This window comes from Pseudomonas sp. SDI, assembly GCF_003105155.1.
In the GTDB taxonomy this organism is placed as follows: domain Bacteria; phylum Pseudomonadota; class Gammaproteobacteria; order Pseudomonadales; family Pseudomonadaceae; genus Aquipseudomonas.
This window is the reverse complement of the sequence record NZ_QETK01000014.1, coordinates 111,819-131,800: the sequence shown is the minus strand read 5'-3', so window position 1 is coordinate 131,800 and position 19,982 is coordinate 111,819. Positions and strand designations below refer to the sequence as shown.

At 64.3% G+C, this 19,982-nt stretch carries 13 protein-coding genes; 7 read left to right on the top strand and 6 right to left on the bottom strand.

Annotation, left to right across the window (positions count from 1 at the left end):
• Window positions 1-69: 69 nt before the first annotated feature.
• The 5 genes from dbpA to DCO48_RS11740 all read right to left on the bottom strand — a co-directional run bounded on the left by dbpA (window position 70) and on the right by DCO48_RS11740 (window position 7,598).
• The gene (gene dbpA, locus DCO48_RS11760; RefSeq protein WP_256584059.1) at window positions 70-1,407 is read right to left on the bottom strand and encodes an ATP-dependent RNA helicase DbpA; all 1,338 of its coding nucleotides are present in this window, start codon (window positions 1,405-1,407) and stop codon (window positions 70-72) included.
• 105 nt (window positions 1,408-1,512) lie between these two features.
• Entirely contained in the window at window positions 1,513-2,940 is a 1,428-nt protein-coding gene (gene mdtD / locus DCO48_RS11755; RefSeq protein WP_371919501.1) for a multidrug transporter subunit MdtD, read from the bottom strand.
• 50 nt (window positions 2,941-2,990) lie between these two features.
• Entirely contained in the window at window positions 2,991-4,322 is a 1,332-nt protein-coding gene (locus tag DCO48_RS11750; RefSeq protein ID WP_116550779.1) for a TldD/PmbA family protein, read from the bottom strand.
• Window positions 4,322-5,764, bottom strand: coding sequence for a TldD/PmbA family protein (locus DCO48_RS11745; RefSeq protein WP_116550778.1), 1,443 nt, complete (start codon window positions 5,762-5,764; stop codon window positions 4,322-4,324). The genes DCO48_RS11750 and DCO48_RS11745 overlap by 1 nt, the downstream gene beginning before the upstream one ends.
• 31 nt (window positions 5,765-5,795) lie before the next feature.
• On the bottom strand, window positions 5,796-7,598 hold the full coding sequence (locus DCO48_RS11740) for an acyl-CoA dehydrogenase (protein ID WP_116550777.1): 1,803 nt from the start codon (window positions 7,596-7,598) through the stop codon (window positions 5,796-5,798).
• A gap of 275 nt (window positions 7,599-7,873) precedes the next feature.
• Between DCO48_RS11740 and DCO48_RS11735 the strand changes: the two genes are divergently transcribed.
• Together DCO48_RS11735 and DCO48_RS11730 are read left to right on the top strand one after the other, a co-directional pair.
• Window positions 7,874-8,494, top strand: a complete 621-nt coding sequence (locus DCO48_RS11735; protein ID WP_116550776.1) for a hypothetical protein — start codon at window positions 7,874-7,876, stop codon at window positions 8,492-8,494.
• A 159-nt stretch (window positions 8,495-8,653) separates the two neighbouring features.
• Entirely contained in the window at window positions 8,654-9,214 is a 561-nt protein-coding gene (locus tag DCO48_RS11730) for a hypothetical protein (RefSeq protein ID WP_116550775.1), read from the top strand.
• 97 nt (window positions 9,215-9,311) lie between these two features.
• Here DCO48_RS11730 and putA read toward each other — a convergent pair whose 3' ends face one another.
• Window positions 9,312-13,265 carry a trifunctional transcriptional regulator/proline dehydrogenase/L-glutamate gamma-semialdehyde dehydrogenase gene (putA, locus tag DCO48_RS11725; RefSeq protein WP_116550774.1) on the bottom strand — a complete coding sequence of 1,318 codons (3,954 nt, stop codon included), beginning with the start codon at window positions 13,263-13,265 and terminating at the stop codon, window positions 9,312-9,314.
• 357 nt (window positions 13,266-13,622) lie between these two features.
• Here putA and putP point away from each other — a divergent pair, with 357 nt between their 5' ends.
• From putP to DCO48_RS11700, 5 genes are all read left to right on the top strand, one after another.
• Window positions 13,623-15,107 (top strand): sodium/proline symporter PutP, encoded by a 1,485-nt coding sequence (putP, locus tag DCO48_RS11720; RefSeq protein WP_116550773.1) that lies wholly within the window; start codon window positions 13,623-13,625, stop codon window positions 15,105-15,107.
• Between the two features lie 127 nt (window positions 15,108-15,234).
• A complete protein-coding gene (locus DCO48_RS11715) occupies window positions 15,235-16,071 on the top strand; it encodes a 23S rRNA (adenine(2030)-N(6))-methyltransferase RlmJ (RefSeq protein WP_116550772.1) in 837 nt (278 codons plus the stop codon).
• A gap of 142 nt (window positions 16,072-16,213) precedes the next feature.
• Window positions 16,214-17,971 (top strand): carbamoyltransferase, encoded by a 1,758-nt coding sequence (locus DCO48_RS11710; RefSeq protein ID WP_116550771.1) that lies wholly within the window; start codon window positions 16,214-16,216, stop codon window positions 17,969-17,971.
• On the top strand, window positions 17,955-19,085 hold the full coding sequence (locus DCO48_RS11705; protein ID WP_116550770.1) for a glycosyltransferase: 1,131 nt from the start codon (window positions 17,955-17,957) through the stop codon (window positions 19,083-19,085). The genes DCO48_RS11710 and DCO48_RS11705 overlap by 17 nt, the downstream gene beginning before the upstream one ends.
• Complete coding sequence (locus DCO48_RS11700) at window positions 19,085-19,981, top strand: antimicrobial resistance protein Mig-14 (protein WP_116550769.1); 897 nt, start codon at window positions 19,085-19,087, stop codon at window positions 19,979-19,981. Before DCO48_RS11705 ends, DCO48_RS11700 begins: the two co-directional genes overlap by 1 nt.
• Window position 19,982 lies beyond the last annotated feature (1 nt).

Below are 19,982 nucleotides of genomic sequence, written 5' to 3'. Positions count from 1 at the left end.
GGACGAGCCCGCTCCCACAGGGGGGAGCGGGCTCGTCCCGCGATGAGGTCGGCAAGAGTGCTAGAGCACTCAGACGATCCGCACGCGCAACGAGCGTCCCTTGATCTTGCCGCTGTTCAGCCGTTGCAGCGCCTGCTTGACGATCCCGCGCTCCACGGCAACGAATGCCTGGAAGTCGAAGATCGCGATCTTGCCGACCTGGGTGCCGGGGATCCCGGCGTCACCGGTCAGGGCACCGAGAATGTCGCCCGGGCGCAGTTTGTCCTTGCGCCCGGCGCCGATGCACAGGGTGCTCATCAGTGGCACCAGTGGGGCGCCGCCCTGGTCTTTCAGGCTGTCGAGCTGCTCCCAGCGCAGCGGTGCTTTCTGCATCACTTCGATGGCCTGGGCACGGTGGCCCTCGGACGGCGCTACCAGGCTGACTGCCAGGCCCTTTTCGCCCGCCCGGCCGGTACGGCCGACGCGGTGCACGTGAATTTCCGAATCGCGCGCCAGCTCGACGTTGATCACCATGTCCAGCGCATCGATATCCAGCCCGCGCGCGGCCACATCGGTAGCCACCAGCACCGACAGGCTGCGGTTGGCGAACAGGGTCAGTACCTGGTCGCGATCACGCTGTTCCAGGTCGCCGTGCAGTGCGTCGGCAGCAATGCCCTTGGCCTTGAGGTGTTCGACCAGTTCCTGGCACTGCTGCTTGGTGAAGCAGAACGCCACGCACGACTGCGGACGGAAGTGCCCGAGCACGCGGGTGACCGCTTCCATGCGCTGCTCCGGGTCGATCTCGTAGAAGCGCTGTTCGATCTGGCTGTCGGCGTGCAGCGCCTCGACCTTGACCTGCTGCGGGTTGCGCATGAACGCGGCCGACAGCTGCTTGATCCCGCTCGGGTAGGTGGCGGAGAACAGCAGGGTCTGGCGCCGTTCCGGGGTCTGCCCGATGATGTCGGCGATGGCGTCGTAGAAGCCCATGTCGAGCATCCGGTCGGCTTCGTCGAGCACCAGGGTATTGAGCCCGTCGAGTACCAGGGTGCCCTTGCTCAGGTGCTGCTGCACGCGGCCCGGGGTGCCGACGATGATGTGCGCGCCGTGCTCCAGCGAAGCGATCTGCGGGCCGAGGGAGACACCGCCGCAGAGGGTCAGGATCTTGATGTTGTCCTCGGCACGGGCCAGTCGGCGCAGCTCTTTGGCCACCTGGTCGGCCAGCTCGCGGGTTGGGCACAGCACCAGCGCCTGGCAGCCGAAGTAGCGCGGGTTGATCGGGTTGAGCAGGCCGATGCCGAAGGCGGCGGTTTTGCCGCTACCGGTCTTGGCCTGGGCAATCAGGTCCATGCCCTTGAGGATGACCGGCAGGCTCTGGGCCTGGATCGGGGTCATCTGGGCGTAGCCGAGGGCGTCCAGGTTGGCCAGCATGGCGGCGGACAGCGGCAAGGTGGCGAAGGCAGTGGCAATGGTGGTCACGAGGCGGGCCTGCAAAACAAAATGTCGCGCAGTGTACCAGCCTCGTGGCCATTAGCCCTAAGGCTCCAGTTCCGGTTCCGGACGAGGGGCACGCCTTCCGTCCGTCCTCGCCAACTGAACGAAGATCGCCGCCGCCAGCATCGACATCACGCCGATGGTCAGGAAGGTCAGTTGGAACGCGCCCAGGGTGGTTTCCACGCCGTCGGCGCTGCCGGCCGCGGTGAAGCCGCCGAGCAGTGCGCCGGCGCAGGCCACGCCAAGGCTCAGGGACAATTGCGCGACCACCGAGAGCAGGCTGTTGCCGCTGCTGGCGCTGTGGTCGTCGAGGTCGATCAGGGTCACGGTGTTCATCGCCGTGAACTGCATCGAGTTGACCGCGCCGAGCAGGCCCAGCATCAGCAGCAGCAGCGGGTAGGGCGTGTGCTCGTTGACCAGGCCCATGCTGCACAGCAACAGGCCCAGCAGCAGGGTGTTGCCGGTGAGGATGATGCGGTAGCCGAACCGCTCGATCAGCGGCCGGGCGATGGACTTGGCGAGCATCGCCGAGGCCGCCAGCGGGATCATGCTCATGCCCGCCTGCGACGGCGAGTAGCCCAGCGCCACCTGCAGCAGCAACGGCACCAGAAACGGCAGGGCGCCGCTACCGAGGCGGGCGAACAGGTTGCCGAGAATGCCCACCGAAAAGGTGCGGGTGCGGAACAGCCGTGGCGAGAACAGCGGGTCGTCGATGCTGCCGGCACGCAGCCAGTAGGCGGCCAGGCAGGCCATGCCAGCGAACAGCAGCAGCATCACCCGCAGGTGCGGCAGGTGCAGTTCGCCCAGGCCTTCCATGGCAATGGTGATCAGCACCATGGCCGCGCCGAACAGAACGAAGCCGATACCGTCGAACGGCGTGCGTTCCGAGCCGCGCAGGTCGGGGATGAACTTCCACACCGCGTAGCAGCCGATGGCGCCGACCGGCAGGTTGAGCAGGAAGATCCAGTGCCAGCTGAGGAACTCCACCAGCCAGCCGCCGAGTGTCGGCCCCAGCAGCGGGCCGAGCAGGCCGGGAATGGTGATGAAGCTCATGATCCGCACCAGCTCCGAGCGCGGGTAGGCGCGCAGCACCACCAGGCGTCCGACCGGCAGCATCAGCGCGCCGCCCAGGCCCTGGACGACCCGGGCGCCGACCAGCATGCCGAGGCTGTCGGCGAGGGCGCAGAGCAGCGAGCCGAAACTGAACAGCAAAATAGCGCCGAAGAAGATCCGTTTGGTGCCGAAGCGGTCGGCGATCCAGCCGGAGGCGGGGATCAGCAGGGCCACGGTGAGCATGTAGGCGACGATCACCGACTGCATGCGCAGCGGGTTTTCCGCGAGGTCGCGGGCCATGGCCGGCAGTGCGGTATTGAGGATGGTGCCATCGAGCGATTGCATGAAGAAGGCGATGGCCACCACCCAGGGGATCCAGCGGGCGGTGACGGGGTCCAGCGGCGGGCGGGTCGGCATTGGGCTGTCCTTTAGGGCCTTATCGCGGGACAAGCCCGCGATAACGACCATCACAATGTCAAAGTCAGGCGTTTGACCAACGCCCCCGGCAGATGGCTCGAACGGGTTTGCCGTTGCCCATAGGTACTGGTGGAGAGGATCAGCTCCCGCGCCTGGGTCAGCGCTTCCAGCTGGCTGCCAAGTAAGCTGTAGACACTGTCGTCGAAGCGCATGGTGCTCACCGGTGCGCGAATCTGCCCGTCCTCGACCCAGAACGTGGCAAAGCGCGTCAGCCCGGTCATCCGCGCGGCCGGCAGGTCCGAATAGTTCAGGTACCAGAGGTTGCTGATATACAACCCGGTGCCCAGCGCTGCCAGCACATCGGCCAACGCCAGCTCGCCTGCAGCCATGCTCAGCGCCGTTGCCGACTCATGCGGCTCGGCGCCGTTGGCCAGGCGCTGGAACTCCACCGCGCTGCGCGCATTGGTCAATTGCTCGCACGCCCGGCCCTGCTCGATCAGGCGTACGTCGTCGCGTGGATAACCTTCCTCGGAAAACGCCGGGCTCAACGAACCGCTCACCTGTTCGGTCATGCTCACCAGCCTGCTCAGCTCGCCGTCGCCGCCATACAGGCGCTGCAGCGGGCTGTCCTTGCTGGCAATCGACTGCGCCGAAAAACCGCCCCAGTTGAGCATGCCGACGATCTCGTCGAGCGCCGCCGGGGCCAGGTAGGCGCGGTACTCGCCGGGGGCCAGGGTTTTCAGCGGGCGGCCGAGGTGCTCCAGCTGTTCGCGGGCCAGCGCCATGCGCTGGGCGAAGGCGTCGGCGTCCCAATGCTGCCCGGCATAGGTGGCCTTCACCGCCTGGCCATTGGCGTGGAACAGGCTCCAGTCGAGGTTGAAGCTGTTGGCCTGATGCCAGCCGAACGCCCCGAACGAGCTGGCAAAGCCACGGCTCACCGGGCCGGCGGCATAGATCCCGACCAGGTCCAGCGCAGTGGCCGCCGCGCTGATCTGCGCCAGCACGTCGGCGCTGTCCGGCAGCGGCGCGTCGGTCACGTCATGGCTGTGCCAGGCGCTGTCGTTGAGTTGCAGGTAAGGGTCCTGCGGGATCAGCGGCAAGGTTTGCCGCAACTGCTCCAGCGCCTCTGCCAGGCGCTCGCGGTCGACCAGCGGGTCGCCGCTCAAGGTCAGGTGCAGGTCGGCCTGGCGGCCATCGTCGATCAGCTTCAGGGTGGCCTCGGCCTGCAGCACGACGCCGGCCTGGCGGACTTTGGCATGGTTCAAGCGGATGAACTGCGATTGTTCGCCGCTGTAGCTCAGGGTGAACTGTTCGCTGGCGCGCAGGTGCGCGCGCAGCCAGGCGACCAGGTCCTGGAAAGTCTGCAGTGGGGGGGTGGCCATCAGGCGTCTCCTCCGAATACGTCGATCTGGCTGAACACGCAGGCCGGCGAGGCATGGCCCACGCGCACCACCTGGTTGGGTTCGCCCTTGCCGCAGTTGGGGGTGCCGAGCACCTGGAAGGTGCTGGCGTCGCCGACCGCGCTGAGGTTGCGCCAGAAGCTTGAGGAAATGCCGCGGTAGTTGGGGTTCTTCACCACGCCCTTGAGTTCGCCGTGTTCGATCAGTTGGCCCCACTCGCAGCCAAACTGGAACTTGTTACGCGCATCGTCGATCGACCAGGAGCGGTTGGTGCGCATCAGGATGCCGCACTCGATGCCACCGATCAGTTGTTCGAGGGACTGCGTGCCCGGCTCGATATTGAGGTTGGCCATGCGGTCGATGGGCGCGCGGTTCCAGCTGCAGGCGCGGCTGTTGGCAACGCCGTCGAGGCCCGAGCGGAACTGCGACAGGGCGCCGCCCAACGGCCGCACCAGCAGGCCGTCGCGAATCAGGAACTGCTTGCTCGCGGCACTACCGTCGTCGTCATGGCTGTAGCTGGCCAGCTCTTCCGGGATCGCCGGGTCGAAGGTCACGTTGAGCAGGCGGGAGCCGTATTGCAGGTGGCCGAAATCTTCGGCTTTGACGAAGCTGGTGCCGGCGTAATTGCGTTCGTCGCCGAGGATGCGGTCCATCTCCAGCGGGTGGCCGATGGACTCGTGGATCTGCAGCATCATCTGGTCGGGCATCAGCAGCAGGTCGCGCACGCCGCTGGGCGTGTTCGGTGCCAGCAGCAGTTGCAGGGCCTGCTCGGCCACCCGTGCGCCGGCGCCGATCAGGCCGAAGCGTTCGAGCACATCGATGCCGCCCTGCTGGCCGAAGTTCTCCCGGCCGAGGCTGCGACTCTGGCTGTCCTGGCCGTCGTAGGCGGTGACGTTCATGCCGGGGAAGACAAACCGCTGGGCCTGGCGCAGCTCGGCGCCGGCAGTGTTCAGGTAGATCTGCTCGACCGTGCTCAGGCCCAGGCTCGCCTGCCAGTTCACCAGGCGGCTGTCGCTCGGCACGCTGGCCGACTCCTGGCTCAGCAGCGCATAGCAGTCGCGCAGCGAGGGGAATTCGCGCTCGACGTTGGGCGAGCAGTAGTCGGCGCGGTCAGTGGCCACCGGCTGGCTGCTCAGGTCGAGCAGGGCATGGCGGGCAATCTGCCGGGCCAGCGCTTCGGCCTGCTCCAGCGCCCGTTGCAGGCCGGCTTGGGACAGGTCGGCGGTGGCCGCGTAGGCCTCGACGCCGTTGACCCGCACGGTGAGCATCGCGCCCTGGTCGCGGCCCAGGCTGGGCGGTTCGGCAATGTTCTTGCGTACCGAGAGGTGCTGGTGGGTCTGCTGCACATGGCGCAGGGAAAAGAACTCGGCGCCGCTGCGCAGGCCGGCGAAGCGCTGGCGCAGCGAGGCTGTTGAATCGAACATGCGGGAACCTCCGTGTGCCGGTGGTTCCCCCTCAGAACCACTCGTCGTGCATGCTCAGGCAGGTGTCGTCGCGGGCCTCGAGCAGTGCGAGCTCATTATGGCAGCCCGGCACTTCCCAGGTGAGGAAAAACCGTGCCGCCTGCAGTTTGCCGCGATAGAACCCGGTATCCGCCGGGTTGCCTTCGGCCAGACCCTGCTCGGCGCGAATCGCCTGTTCCAGCCAGCGCCAGCCGATCACGCAATGACCGAAGGCCTTGAGGTACAGCGCCGAGTTGGCCAGGGCGCTGTTGACCTCGCCGCGGGCCAGGTCGCCGAGCAGCCCCAAGGTGACCTGCTGCAGGCGGCTCAGCAGCTGTTCCAGTGGCTGGCGCAGGGCATCGAGGCTGGCGAACGGGCGCGCGCGCTCACAGCAGCCAGCGATCAACCGTACCAGTTGCTTGAGTCCGGCACCGCCGTTCTGCGCCAGTTTGCGCCCAAGCAAGTCGAGCGACTGGATGCCGTGGGTGCCTTCGTGGATCGGGTTCAGGCGGTTATCGCGGTAGTACTGCTCTACCGGGTATTCGCGAGTGTAACCATGGCCGCCGAGAACCTGGATGGCCAGCTCGTTGGCCTTGAGGCAGAACTCCGAGGGCCAGGATTTAACGATCGGGGTCAGCAGGTCGAGCAGTTGCTGGGCCTGCTGGCGCTGCTCTGCGCTGGCGGCGGTGTGGCTGTCGTCGAACAGCCGGGCGGCGTACAGACCGAGGTCGAAGGCGCCTTCGACGTAGGCTTTCTGCGCCAGCAGCATGCGCTTCACGTCGCTATGGCCGATGATCGGCACGGCGGCGGTGGCCGGGTCCTTGTTGTCCGGCAGGCGACCTTGCGGGCGTTGGCGGGCGTAGTCGAGGGCGTACAGGTAGCCGGCGTAGCCGAGCATCACCGCGCCCATGCCGACACCGATGCGCGCCTCGTTCATCATCTGGAACATACAGGCCAGGCCCTGATGCGGCTGGCCGATCAGGTAGCCGACGCAGTTGCCGTGGTCGCCGAAGTTCAATGCGGTGGAGGTGGTGCCGCGCCAGCCCATCTTGTGGAACAGCCCGGCCAGTAGCACGTCGTTGCGTGGGCCGAGGCTGCCGTCGGGGTTGACCAGGAACTTCGGCACGATGAACAGCGAGATGCCTTTGACCCCGGGCGGGGCGTCGGGCAGTTTCGCCAGCACCAGGTGGACGATATTTTCGGCCAGCGGGTGGTCGCCGCCGGAGATGAAGATCTTGTTGCCGCGCAGGCGGTAGCTGCCGTCGGCGGCGGGTTCGGCACGGGTACGGATGTCGGCCAGGGACGAGCCGGCATGAGGCTCGGTGAGGGCCATGGTGCCGAAGAAACGGCCGTCGATCATCGGTTGCAGGAACAGCCGCTTCTGCTCGTCGCTGCCGAAGTTCTCGATCAGGTTGGCGGCGCCCATGGTCAGGAACGGGTAGGCCGTGGTGCCGGCGTTGGCGGCCTGGAAGTGGGCGAAACAGGCCTGCGAGAGCAGGGTGGGCAGTTGCATGCCGCCGGCTTCGAAATCGCGGTTGGCGTTGAGGAAGCCGGCCTCCAGGAAGGCGTCCACGGCGGGCTTCACCTCGGGAATCAGCACGGCTTCGCCGTGCTCGTAGCGCGGTTCGTTCTCGTCGCCTTTGCGGTTGTGCGGGGCAAAGTACTTTTCGGCGATGGCGCGTGCGGTGGCGAGGGCAGCGTCGAAGGTTTCGCGGCTGTGCTCGCTGAAGCGTGGGCGTTGGGTGAGGGCCTCGGCATCGAGCACTTCGTAGAGTTCGAAGGCCAGGTTGCGGGCGCTGAGCAGGGTCTCGGACATGGCGCTGTTCCTGTGCGGGGATGAGCCGAGTCTAGGCAGCGCGCCGAGTGCTGCACAGGGAAATAGATGGGGGTGATGGTGGGGTAGAAGAGATGGCCTTGCTGCACGCTCTGTGGGCGCGGGCTCGTCCCGCGATCTGGCGCAAAACGCCAGCTCGGATGAACGCCCTCATATGAGAAATGCAGAAAGGTCGTACGCCAAGAAAAGCACAGTACGACATTATTCGCTGCACGATGAGCATTAGATGACGGCTTTCGTAAGCGAGGGTCAGTCAAATGTCGATAGTGAGTATTTCCCGGGTCAGCGCTGAAGTGCCCGCTCAGTTCAACGCACCCCCCCACTTTCACGTGGTGGCTATTTCAAAATTCTTGATCATGCTGGTCTTTACCATGGGGCTTTACGCTGCCTACTGGTATTACCGCAACTGGTCGCTGTGCCGAGGGGCGAAAGGTTCCAAGTGGGTGCCGTTGTTGCTCTGCTTTCTCGGCCCCTTCACGCTCTACCCATTGCTGAGACGCGTGTCGCAACGTGCGGCGGTAACAGCGCCTGGCTTTGTCGTGTCGCCGCTACGCATCACATTGATGTACTGGCTGCCAACGTTGCTCCTCCTCGTACTCAGCGTGCTCAGCGCTATTCCGGCCAGCCCTGTGCGCTGGTTGGTGATGTCCTCGTCCATTGCCATGTGGATCGCATTTGCACCGCTTACCTGCCTGACTTTCGTGTCCATGGTCTGTGCCCAGCAGGCGATCAATATTGCCGAAGGCGATGCCGCTGGGCGGCAGAACTTCCGCATCACCTGGCTCAATGCAACCTGGATGGCCATTGGCACGTTGATCATTTACGCCTGGAGCAGTTTGTATGCCATTGCATGGATGCTGGCGCAGCGGGTGCAGTGACGGCAGGCTCCCCCGCGTTTCTGTGAGGGCTGGCCTTGCCAGCGAAATCTGGCACCGCCCTGCAATCGAGAAGCGTCCTACGATGTGGTAGGAAGAAGATGGCATCTTTCGGTTGGAGTTATGGACTTGAATTTCGGCTCCTAAGCAAAGGTTGAAATCATGTCCATGGATACAACTTCCCAGGCAGTTCCCGCCGCACCGCCCACCGACAAATCCGCGCCTGCATTCTTTGTGGTGTCGCTAAAAAAGCTGATCGTGATGCACCTTTGTACGGCCGGTCTTTACGGCGTCTACTGGTATTACAAGAACTGGGCGCTCTACAAACAGGCCAGCGGGCAAGCCATCAGGCCGCGCCTGCGCACCATTTTCGGCGTGCTGCTGCTTTACCCACTGTTGTCCCGGGTCCACCTGCGGATTCGCGCGTCGGAGCGGTATCACCCGTTCTCACCACTCGGTATCACGCTTGCCGCGATCATTCCGCTCATTCTGGGGATAGCGACCAGTTCGTGGCTGCTGAGCGCTCCGCTATTGTGGGGGGTGACCAGCGTCGTGCTCAGCGCGGTCCAGTATGTGGCGCTGGTCAAAGCACAGATCGCGATCAACTTCTGCGAGGGCGACGAAGAGGGCAAGGGGAATGCCGATTTCACGCCGGAGAACGGGCTCTGGATGCTTGGCGGTGGCTTCCTCTATTTCATCCTCTTCAAGCCGCTGCTCAGTTGAGCAGGCGGTCCAAGTGGATTGCCTGGTAGCGCCGGGCAATAAAAAAGGAGAGCCGAAGCTCTCCTTTTTCTTTTTCAGTGAAACCCGCCGAAGCCGATCAACCGATGGTCATCAGGCTTGCGTTACCGCCCGCTGCCGCCGTGTTCACGCTCAGCGCGCGTTCGATCACCAGGCGCTCCAGGGCAATCCCGGTATCGCCCGACGACAGGCCATGCACGCCAACAATCGCGCCAGCACGCTTGGCCACCTGCTCGCAGACGCCGCGCAGCTGGTCGGAGTCGCCGTGGTGCAGCACCGCGTCGAACACCACCTCGTCCTTGTTCCAGTCGGCCACCAGCTGGATGCGCGCTTGCACGTCCTTCGGCAGGCGAGCCCGCAGCGATTTGCCCGGCTCGGCATCGACAAACACTGCCGAACTGCCCACCGCCAGTACCGCGGCCAGCTGGGTCAGCAGGTCGGCTTCGCTGTCGGCCAGGCACAGCACGTGTTCGCGCGGCAGGATGGTGTAGCTGTTGCGCTCGCCAGTCGGGCCGGCCAGCAGGCGGGTCACGCCGCTCTGCGACTGCTGGGCGAACTGCTCGCTCAACTGCACCAGGTCGCCCAGCTGCTTGCTGCCAGCCCAGGCCTTGAACGCTTCCAGCGGCTTGAGCAGGCTGTCGCGCAGACGGCTGTCCGGCACGCTGTCGCCATCGGCACGCTTGAACGACTGCTCGATTGCATCGGCCGGACGGGTCGACAGCAGGCGGTACAGGTACAGCGGACCACCGGCCTTCGGCCCGGTGCCCGAGAGGCCTTCGCCGCCAAACGGCTGCACACCGACCACGGCACCGACGATGTTGCGGTTGACGTAGACGTTACCGGCATGGACGTTGTCGATCACCTTGGCGATGGTCTCGTCGATACGGGTATGCACGCCCAGGGTCAAGCCATAGCCGGAGGCATTGATCTGTTCGATCAGTTGGTCGAGGTTCTTGCGGTTGTAGCGGACCACGTGCAGAACCGGGCCGAAGATCTCGCGCTGCAGCTCGTCGAAGCTTTCCAGCTCGATCAGGGTCGGCATGATAAAGGTGCCGCGCTTGCATTCTTCGCTGTCGGCAATCGCCACCTGGTACACCGAGCGACCTTTCTCGCGCATGCCCTGGATGTGCTTCTCGATGCCCGCCTTGGCTTCGGCGTCGATCACCGGGCCGATATCCACCGACAGGCGCTCCGGGTTGCCCAGACGGCTTTCGGCCATGGCCCCCTTGAGCATTTCGATCACGCGGTCGGCCGAGTCTTCCTGCAGGCACAGCACACGCAGTGCCGAGCAACGCTGACCGGCGCTGTCGAAGGCCGAGGACACCACATCGATCACGACCTGCTCGGTCAGCGCCGAGGAGTCGACGATCATTGCGTTCTGCCCACCGGTTTCGGCGATCAGCGGGATTGGCCGGCCCTGGTTGTCCAGGCGCCCGGCAATGTTGCGTTGCAGCAGGCGAGCGACTTCGGTGGAACCGGTGAACATCACGCCTTTGACTCGCTCGTCACCGACCAGACGCGCACCGACGGTTTCGCCACGGCCCGGCAGCAGTTGCACGACGCCTTGCGGAATGCCGGCTTCGAGCATCAGGCGTACGGCCTGGGCGGCGATCAGCGGGGTTTGTTCGGCCGGCTTGGCCAGCACCGGGTTGCCGGCAGCGAGGGCCGCAGCCACCTGGCCGCTGAAGATCGCCAGTGGGAAGTTCCACGGGCTGATGCAGACCACCGGGCCCAGTGGGCGGTGGGCGTCGTTGCTGAAGTCGTTGCGTGCCTGCACCGCGTAGTAGCGCAGGAAGTCCACGGCCTCGCGCACTTCGGCGATGGCGTTGGCGTAGGTCTTGCCGGCTTCGCGTACCAGCAGGCCCATCAGCGGCTGGATCTCGCCTTCCATCAGGTCGGCGGCACGCTCCAGAATGGCGGCGCGTTCGGCCGCCGGCGTCGCCTGCCAGATCGGCGCGGCGTTCAGTGCGCACTGGATGGCGTTGTCGACGTCGCCAACGGTGGCTTCCTGCACATGGCCGACCACGTCGCGGTGATCCGACGGGTTCAGCACGGCAGCGGCCGGCTCGTTGCTGGCAGCGCACCCGAGCAGCGGCTCGGCCTTCCAGTTGTTGTGGGCGGTCGCCAGCAGCGCGCAGGACAGCGACGCCAGGCGGTGTTCGTTGGCCATGTCGATACCGGCCGAGTTGGCGCGCTCGGCACCGTACAGCTCACGCGGCAGCGGGATACGCGGGTGTGGCAGGCCGAAGCCGCCTTCCTGGGTGGCCATGCGCTCGATGGTCGCGACCGGGTCGGCGACCAGTTCCTGGATCGAGATCGACTGGTCGGCAATGCGGTTGACGAACGAGGTGTTCGCGCCGTTTTCCAGCAGGCGGCGCACCAGGTAGGCCAGCAGGGTCTCGTGGGTACCGACCGGGGCGTAGACCCGGCACGGACGGTTCAGCTTGCCATCGGCAATCTTGCCCACCACTTGCTCGTAGAGCGGCTCGCCCATGCCGTGCAGGCACTGGAACTCGTACTGGCCCGGGTAGTAGTTCTGCCCGGCGATCTGGTAGATGGCCGACAGGGTGTGGGCGTTGTGCGTGGCGAACTGCGGATAGATGACTTCCGGCACCGACAGCAGCTTGCGAGCGCACGCGATGTAGGACACGTCGGTGTACACCTTGCGGGTGTAGACCGGGTAGCCTTCCAGGCCTTCGACCTGGGCGCGCTTGATTTCGCTGTCCCAGTAGGCACCTTTCACCAGGCGGATCATCAGGCGATGGCGGCTGCGGCGTGCCAGGTCGATGACGTAGTCGATCACGTACGGGCAGCGCTTCTGGTAAGCCTGGATGACGAAGCCGATGCCGTTCCAGCCGCTCAGTTGCGGCTCGAAGCACAGGCGCTCGAGCAGGTCCAGCGACAGCTCCAGGCGGTCGGCCTCTTCGGCGTCGATGTTCAGGCCGATGTCGTATTGCTTGGCCAGCAGGGTCAGCGACAGCAGGCGCGGGTACAGCTCTTCCATCACGCGCTCGTACTGCGCGCGGCTGTAGCGCGGGTGCAGGGCCGACAGCTTGATCGAGATGCCCGGGCCTTCATAGATGCCACGGCCATGCGAGGCCTTGCCGATCGAGTGGATCGCCTGCTCGTAGGAGGCCAGGTATTTCTGGGCGTCGTGCTCGGTGAGGGCGGCTTCGCCGAGCATGTCGTAGGAGTAGCGGAAGCCCTTGGCTTCGAACTTGCTGGCGTTGGCCAGGGCTTCGGCGATGGTTTCACCGGTAACGAACTGCTCGCCCATCAGGCGCATGGCCATGTCGACGCCCTTGCGGATCATCGGCTCGCCGCTCTTGCCGATGATGCGGCTGAGCGAGGAGGTGAGGCCGGATTCGTTGTGCGTGGAGACCAGCTTGCCGGTCAGCAGCAGGCCCCAGGTGGCGGCGTTGACGAACAGCGACGGGCTGTTGCCCAGGTGCGGCTGCCAGTTGCCGGTGCTGATCTTGTCGCGGATCAGCGCATCGCGGGTGCCCTTGTCGGGGATGCGCAGCAGCGCTTCGGCCAGGCACATCAGGGCCACGCCTTCCTGCGACGACAGCGAGAATTCCTGCAGCAGGCCCTGAACGATACCGGCACGGCCGCCGGCGCTCTTCTGGTTGCGCAGTTTTTCGGCGATCCCGGCGGCCAGCTTGTTGGTGGCCTCGGCCATCGCGGCCGGCAGGCGTGCCTGCTCCAGCAGCATCGGCACCACTTCCGGCTCGGGGCGACGGTAGGCCGAGGTGATCGCGGCGCGCAGTACCGACTGCGGCAGGATGCTTTCGGCGAATTCGAGGAAGCACTGGTGTGCAGGGTCGGTCGGCACGTCGCCGGCCTCGTCGACAAGATTGCTGGCCTGGCCGTTGAGTTCGGTCAGGGTGGCGCCACCCTCGAGTTTCTCCAGGTAATTGAAGATTGCCTGTTTGATCAACCAGTGCGGGGTGCGGTCAATGGACTGCGCAGCCGCTTTCAGTCGCTCACGGGTCGGGTCGTCGAGTTTGACCCCAAGGGTGGTCGTCGCCATTTCTTATCCTCATTATTGCCACGGGGCTGTGGCGTAAGCTGGCGCCAAGATTAGCCGTGCGCGAATTTGGGTGCAACCTAGTGCAACCCAAAATCTTCATGAAATAAGTGCAACTCGTCCGGAGGCTAAAGCCGTACAGCCGAAAGGGCTGTTTGCAGTGCATTTTCTTCTGAAAACGGATGTTTTTGCTCCAAAAAGGAGCAAAAAAGCACTGTTACGGAAAAAATCCGATGAGGTGCAACTTGATTGTAAAAACTGGTTGCACCTCGTTCACGTTGTTGCATAGCATGCGCCGCCTGGGTGCAACCTCCTTCAAGAGGCTGCGGCTACATAAAAACAACGCCAGGGCGCAACATCATGAGTGTAAGTAACCCAACCTTGATCACGTTCGTGATCTACATCGTGGCAATGGTGCTGATCGGCTTCATGGCCTATCGCTCCACCAACAACCTTTCCGACTACATCCTCGGTGGCCGCAGCCTCGGTAGCGTTGTAACCGCGCTCTCCGCTGGTGCTTCGGACATGAGCGGCTGGCTGCTGATGGGCCTGCCGGGTGCCATCTATATGTCGGGCCTGTCGGAAAGCTGGATCGCCATCGGCCTGGTCGTCGGCGCCTACCTGAACTGGCTGTTCGTTGCCGGCCGCCTGCGCGTGCAGACCGAGCACAACGGCGATGCACTGACCCTGCCGGACTACTTCTCCAGCCGTTTCGAAGACCAGAGCGGTCTGCTGCGGATCATCGCCGCCGTGGTCATCCTGGTGTTCTTCACCATCTATTGCGCCTCCGGCATCGTTGCTGGCGCCCGCCTGTTCGAAAGCACCTTCGGCATGTCCTACGAGACGGCGCTGTGGGCCGGTGCTGCCGCGACCATCGCCTACACCTTCGTCGGTGGTTTCCTGGCGGTGAGCTGGACCGATACCGTGCAGGCCACGCTGATGATCTTCGCACTGATCCTGACCCCAGTGATCGTGCTGATTGCCACCGGTGGCGTCGATACCACCTTCCTGGCGATCGAAGCGCAGGACCCGTCGAACTTCGACATGCTCAAGGGCACGACCTTCATCGGCATCATTTCGCTGATGGGCTGGGGTCTGGGTTACTTCGGTCAGCCGCACATCCTGGCACGCTTCATGGCTGCTGATTCGGTCAAGTCGATCGCCAAGGCGCGTCGTATCTCCATGACCTGGATGATCCTCTGCCTGGCCGGTACCTGTGCCGTTGGCTTCTTCGGTATCGCCTACTTCTCGGCTCACCCTGAGTTGGCTGGCCCGGTCAGCGAGAACCACGAGCGTGTGTTCATCGAGCTGGCCAAGATCCTGTTCAACCCATGGATCGCCGGGGTGCTGCTGTCGGCCATTCTGGCTGCCGTCATGAGCACGCTGAGCTGCCAGTTGCTGGTGTGCTCGAGCGCCCTGACCGAAGACTTCTACAAGACCTTCCTGCGCAAGAATGCCTCGCAGGGCGAGCTGGTCTGGGTCGGTCGGCTGATGGTGCTGGCCGTTGCGCTGATCGCCATTGCCATGGCCTCCAACCCGGAAAACCGTGTGCTCGGCCTGGTCAGCTACGCCTGGGCCGGCTTCGGTGCCGCCTTTGGTCCGGTGGTGCTGATCTCGGTGCTGTGGAAAGGCATGACCCGCAACGGTGCGCTGGCCGGGATCCTGGTCGGTGCCATTACCGTGATCGTGTGGAAACACTACGAAGTCATGGGCCTGTACGAAATCATCCCAGGCTTCCTTTTCGCCAGCATCGCCATCTTCGTGGTGAGCAAGCTGGGTCGTCCGACCGGCGCGATGATCTCGCGCTTCGAAAAAGCCGACGCGGCCTACCACGCCGGCAAGTAAGCGCAGCCTGAACGGTGCCTGACAACGGCCCGGCTTCCTGGTGAAGCCGGGCCGTTGTCGTTTTGGCAGGCTTCACCTGACGGCGTCGGTTTCACAAGGTAAACTTCTCCGCCTTGCAGGAGTTGCCATGAACTATCGTCACGCCTTCCACGCCGGCAACCATGCCGACGTTTTCAAACACCTTGTGCTGACCCGGCTGATCGCCTTGATGTCACGCAAGGAGCAGCCGTTCGCTTATATCGATACCCACGCCGGGCTCGGCCTGTATGACTTGCAGGGTGACCAGGCGACGCGCACCGGTGAATACCTGGAAGGGGTGGCGCGGCTCTGGGGGCGCGACGACTTGCCGGAAACGGCTGCCGACTACCTGCGCATCCTGAAAAAGATGAACCCGGACGGCGAGCTGCGCTACTACCCGGGCTCGCCCGAGCTGGCCCGGCGCCTGGCGCGCCAGCAGGACCGTGTGCTGCTCAACGAGAAGCACCCGGAAGACGGCCAGATGCTCAAGGACAACATGAAAAAGGACCCACGCGTCGCCGTGCACCTGGGTGAGGGCTGGCACGTGCCGCGCGCCTTGCTGCCGGTGCAGGAGAAACGTGCGGTGATGCTGATCGACCCGCCGTTCGAGAAGCCCGACGAGCTCAAGCGCTGCACCGTGGCGATGAAAGAGGCAATCGGTCGCATGCGCCAGACGGTCGCGGCGATCTGGTACCCGATCAAGGAACAGCAGCAACTGACCCGCTACTACCAGGACCTGACCAGCACTGGTGCGCCGAAGCTGTTGCGCGTCGAGCTGTACGTGCACCCGCAGAACACCCCACAAAGCCTCAATGGCTCGGGCCTGGCCATCGCCAACCCGCCGTGGGGCCTGGAGGAAGAACTGCGCACGCTGATGCCGTGGCTGGCGCAGACCCTCGGGCAGACCCAGGGCAGTTGGCGGATGGATTGGCTGATCGCCGAGTAACCGCCAGGTGCTGTGTATTTGAATGAGAGGCTGTGCAATGGCTAGGGTTATTGCACAGCGCTTTACGTTATAATCCCGCCCTTTCGCTGCCATCCGCCCATACGGCCGAGGCGCAACTTTTAAGATTGAAGAGGCTAGACCCTTGGCATTGACGATTCTTGGCCTGTCCGGCGCCCTTAGCCATGATCCTTCCGCAGCCCTGTATATCGACGGCAAACTGATCGCCGCCGCTGAAGAAGAGCGCTTCGTACGCGATAAACATGCAAAGAACCGCATGCCCTACGAATCGGCGAAGTTCTGCCTGGAGCAGGCGGGCATCAAGCCATCCGACGTTGACGTGGTGGCCATTCCGTTCGCCCCGATCAGCCTCTTCGGCAAAGCCCGCTGGCACTATGCAAAGCGCTACTGGTACGCCCCGGACCGCGCCCTCGACGCGCTGCTGATGGGCAACCGGCGCTACAAGCGCTACCGCAACAAGATCGTCTGGTGCCTGGAGCAACTGGGCTTCGATCCGAAAAAAATCAAGATCGAGCCGGTCGAGCATCACCTGGCGCACGCGTCCAGTGCCTACCACTGCTCGGGCTTCAAGGAAAAAACCGCGATCCTCGGTATCGACGGCAAGGGTGAGTACGCCACCACGTTCTTCGGCTACGGCGAGAACGGCAAGATCCACAAGATCAAGGAATTCTTCGACCCGGATTCGCTCGGCGGGCTGTACGGCGCGATCACCGAGTTCCTCGGCTTCGAGATGCTCGACGGCGAGTTCAAGGTCATGGGCATGGCCCCGTATGGCGATGCCAGCAAGTACGATTTCTCGCGTCTGGCCAGCTTTGAAAACGGCGAGCTGGTCATTAACACCGAGTACGCCAACGTCATTGGCCTGCGCCGCTATAAAGAGAAGGGCAAGGGCTTCTACTTCTCGCCGAAACTGATCGAGTGGCTGGGTCCCAAGCGCGAAGGCGACATCGCCGACGAGCCGTACATCCACTACGCGGCCAGCATGCAGGCGCTGTTCGAGAAGCTGGCATTGCAGATGATCGACCACTACCTGGGCGACATCCTCAAGGAAACCGGCAAGCTGGCCTTCGCTGGCGGCTGTGCGCTGAACGTCAAGCTGAACCAGAAGATCATCGCCCGCCCGGACCTCAAGGAGTTGTTCGTGCAGCCGGCTTCCGGCGACGCCGGTACGGCCGTCGGTGCGGCGGCTTATGTGTCGCACGCCCGCGGCGTCCCGGTCGAGAAGATGGAGCACGTCTACCTCGGCCCGGCGTACAGCAACGAAGACGTGATCGCCGCCTGTGCCCGTCACCCGGATGCACCGAAATGGCGCAAGCTCGACAACATGCCTGAGCAGATCGCCAAGATCATGGTCGACGGCAACCCGGTGGCCTGGTTCCAGGGCCGCATGGAATTCGGTCCGCGGGCCCTTGGCGGTCGTTCGATCATCGGTTGCCCAAGCGTCGAAGGCGTCGCCGACCGGATCAACCACCAGATCAAGTTCCGCGAGCGCTGGAGGCCTTTCTGCCCGTCGATGCTCGACACCGTTGCGCCACAGATGATCAAGATCGACCATCCGGCTCCGTTCATGACCTTCACCTTCGAAGTGGCTGAAGAGTGGAAGACCCGCGTGCCGGAAGTCGTCCACGAAGACGGCACCTCGCGGGCCCAGGTGCTCAAGCGCGAGTACAACCCGCGCTACTACGACATGATGAAGGCGTTGGAAACCCTGACTGGCAATGGCGTGTCGCTGAACACCTCGCTGAACCGTCGTGGCGAACCGATGATCTGCTCGCCGACCGACGCGCTGAACATGTTCTTCGGCTCCGACCTGCAATACCTGATCATGGAAGACATCCTGGTGGTCAAGGACGGCGCGGACACCTATGACTCGCTCGGCTGATCGTCAGGTCCTGCAGTTTTGTCACGGCTATGACGGGCCTTTCCTCGATTGCGCCCGTCAGTACGCCAGCCTGTTCGCCGGCAGTGGCTACAAGGTCACCACGGTGTTCCTCACCGGCAAGGCCGACCCGCAGGTAGCGGCCGGCTGTGCCAGTGACGAAGTGCTGTTCATGGAGTTCAGTTCCAAGGCCATCCGTGGCCTGAAGCTGGGCGCCATCCGCGCGCTGCGGCAGATCGCCGCCAGCCGCAACTTCAGTTTCTGCATCGCGCATCGCTTCAAGCCGATCTACATCACCCTGCTGGCGACCCGCCTGCCGGTGATCGGCGTGCACCATGCGTTCGATGACTACAAGCGTGGCAGCCGTCAGCTGTTCGCCAACCTGTTCAGCAAGCGCCTGAGCCTGCTCGGGGTGTCGGACGCGGTGCGCGACGACATGCGCAAGTGCCTGCGCAAATGGCCGGCCGAGCGTATCCAGACGCTGTACAACCGTATCGATATCGAAGCCCTGCAGGCTGTGCAGGTGCCCGCTGCCGAAGCACGCCAGGTGCTTGGGCTGGACCCGCAGGCCTGGATCGTCGGCAACGTCGGTCGCCTGCATCCGGACAAGGATCAGGCCACCCTGCTGCGCGGCTTTGCTGCGGCGCTGCCGGGCTTGCCGGCCGGTGCGCGGCTGGCGGTGCTCGGCAAGGGCCGTCTGGAAGCAGACCTGAAGGCCTTGGCCGGCAAGTTGGGCATCGCCGCCCAGGTCGACTTCCTCGGCCAGGTGCCGGACGCCCGGCGTTACTTCCGGGCGTTCGACGCTTTTGCGCTGAGCTCGGACCATGAGCCGTTCGGCATGGTCCTGCTCGAAGCCATGGTCGCTGGGGTACCGCTGCTGGCCACCCATTGCGGTGGCGCTACCGAAGTGGTCGAAGGTGTTGGCCTGCTGTTCCCACTGGGCGATGCCGAGCGTCTGGCCCAGGGCCTGCAACACTTGGCTGGGCTGGACGAAACGCAGCGCCGGGCGTGCGCCGAGCGCATGCTTGAGCGTTTGCAGCAACGGTTTTCCGACAGCGCGGTGCGCGAGGCGTTCTGGCGTCTGCCGCAGGTCGTCGCGCTGGCCGCGGAGGCGTGATGTTCAATCGAATTCAAGCCGTACGCGAGCGTGGCTGGAGTGAAATCGACGCCGCCACGTACGCGCAGGCCTGGCAGCGTTTCGGCGGCAGCGTCGCTACACACCCGCTGGTGATCGAGCAACTGGCGCAACTGGCCGAAATCCCGGTGCGCTACTTGGGCTTTGCACAGCAGGGCGAACTCAAGGCGGCCATTCCGACGTGGGGACGGCACCTGGCGCTGTCCAAGGACGTGCTCAAGCGGCATGGCAAGAAAGGCCTGTTCGACCTGGGCAACGCCGAATTGATCCTGCCGGCGGCGGCCGATGCGCAGGCCCCGCTGCGGCATGCCGGGCGCTATCTGTCCGAGCTGAACCAGGGCCGCTTTACCGGCCTCAAGCCGCAGGCCGAGCAACTGGCCATGGCCCGCACGCCGGAAGACCTGTCGAAAAAGTTCCGCTACAACCAGCGCCGTGAACTGCGCCTGCTGGAAGAAGCCGGTGGCGTGGTAAAGCCGATCAGCGACTTCCGCAGCGACGAAATTGCGGCGATGTACTGCGACCTGTTCCTGCGCCGTTGGGAGTTTGTCGCAACCGGTGCCGAGCGTATGGCCGAGGTGGTCGAGCGCCTGCGCCCGCTGCTGATCGGCTCGGTGGTGTTCCTCAATGAAAACCCGATTGCGATTCAGCTGGTGTACCGGGTCGAGGCGCCAGAGTGGGTGAGCGTCGAATACGTCAATGGCGGCGTCGACCCGCAAACCCGCGACTTCAGCCCGGGCAGCGTACTAAGCTTCCTCAACACCCAGTCCGCATGGGAACACGCCCGGGCTGCTGGCAAACCGCTGCGTTTCTCCTTCGGGCGGGCTGATCGGGAATACAAGGATCGTTGGTGTGGCCGCGTCCCCGTATTTCAGGTCTGAC